Below are 1,934 nucleotides of genomic sequence, written 5' to 3'. Positions count from 1 at the left end.
TGGTATCAGAGTTATCAGATTTTTAGGGCTAATTGTGCATCTGCTGGGCAAACAAATTAGCCTGTAATTCAGAGCCGGCAATCGTTTTGACGATTTAGATAAAATTTTCAATGTGACACTTTAGGGTGCGGAATGTGGGTTGAATTCTTTCTGTTTATGGTTAGGGAAAAAGACAAGCCCAACCTTTCTGCCCTGGGGCTAAATTTGTTATCCACCTGTAATTACAACTAGACAAGTCAAGTCTAACAAAAAAATTTTTTTCTTAAATTTATCCAAGAGCCTGATGAGTAACAGCAATAAGAAAAGTATTGTTGAGAATAATGAAGAAACTCAGAAGTATTGTCAAGTTTTGTCGAAAATATACGCAAATAACAGCAAACAACTGCTACTGTGGTTAGTGCAAGTTTACCTTACAGTTCCAATGAAACTATCAGATTATGCCAAGAAAAAGGGGATCAATTACTGGACTTACACGATACATAAATACTAAAAAATCAACAAAACCCTTATACCTTTTTTCAAAAAGTGTTTCATACTTGAATGTTAAGATTTTGAAGATCATGACCAAGTTATGTATTCGCTCTGATGATACCAAAAAGGACTGATTATTGACTCCATTCTCAATAGTCAATCTAATTTAGCACTGTAAAATACTGGTTTTGTGAAGTTTTATTGCAGGATTCAACACTTCTGAATAGGCGGTTAAAATGCGACTTAGCTTATAATTACCGTAAACTCCCGCCCGAATCAATTGTTTGAACAACAATTAATATTTGCTTCACTTTTTTGACACACAATGGAAAACCGGCGGGAAAACTGAGCAATCTCTGAGCCAGATTATTCTTTCCCAGCCGGTTTATGTTGACACTTAGCCTCAAGTCATCTAAGCCGCGAAGATATTATCTTCTGTCAAGTTAAGGTTAGGAGTCAAGGTCGCCAAGAGAGTCTGAACCGATGAACCATTACCATCCACATCAAAGAAGAGTTGGCCTGTTGGTTTATTAAAGATAAAGCGATGGCTGGCCGTCGTGGCGACGGTTCCCAAGACAAATTGAGCCGCCGCAATACTTTCACCGGTGATTAATCCGCCACCAAAACCCGCCGCCGAGACTTGGAGCGTATCTTGGAAAACGTTGAAGTCCGTAATCGTATCTTGGCCTTCACTGGCAAGGCTATAGGCAATTACGTCAAAACCAGCACCAGAGGTAATCGTGTCATTCCCTGCAGCACCTACTAACATATCGCTGGCATTGGAACCAATCAAAATGTCATGGCCCGCTCGACCGCTCAGATTGCGGGTAGTTCCGGCTTCGATCACATCGTTACCCGTGGTTCCCTGTTGATTGAGAACACCGTCATCATTCAGGATCGTAGTGGTGACAGCACCTGGTGTGCCAATGGTATAGCCAGTGCCACTTGCTAGGGTAAAGGCGATCGTTTCATTGGCTTCTTTGACGGTATCTCCGGTGGTCACGATCTCGATCTGAGCCGTTGTCTGACCAGATGCGAAGACAATATTACCCGTTGTTGGTGAGACAAAATTCCCGCCGTAGGCATTGTAGTCATTGCCGCGAGTTGCCGTACCACCAAGGGTAAAGTTAACGGTTAAAGAGTTAGTGGTGGCTCCTGAACGAGTGAAGTTATAGACGAGGTTAGTTTTGCCGTTTTCACTAACGCCACTGTAGTTACTGGCAAGGGTAACGGAGGTTCCTTCATCATCATTTTGGATAGTCCCAACAGCAGTGGCAGTGGTAATCGTTGCTCCGTTGGTGGGATTGGAGAGAGTTACCGTAAAGTTTTCGTTAGGTTCGACGGTGGTATCCCCTTGAACATTAACGGTAATCACTTTCGAGGTTTCTCCCGCCGCAAAACTGACGGTTCCTGAGGGTAAGACTCCCCCCACAAAATCAGTGGCATTAGCTGCACTGGTTCCT

General features: G+C 43.1%; 1 protein-coding gene. It reads right to left on the bottom strand.

All coding sequences use genetic code 11. The features are described from left to right. Positions 1-883: 883 nt before the first annotated feature. Positions 884-1,934 (bottom strand): Calx-beta domain-containing protein (locus O9332_RS27645; RefSeq protein WP_288028224.1); only part of this gene is annotated, 1,051 nt, incomplete at its 5' end.

The sequence above is a fragment of the Microcystis sp. LE19-10.1B genome (assembly GCF_027530565.1).
Classification (GTDB): Bacteria; Cyanobacteriota; Cyanobacteriia; order Cyanobacteriales; family Microcystaceae; genus Microcystis; species Microcystis aeruginosa.
The sequence above is the reverse complement of the archived record's forward strand: the minus strand, read 5'-3'. Positions and strand labels throughout refer to the sequence as shown.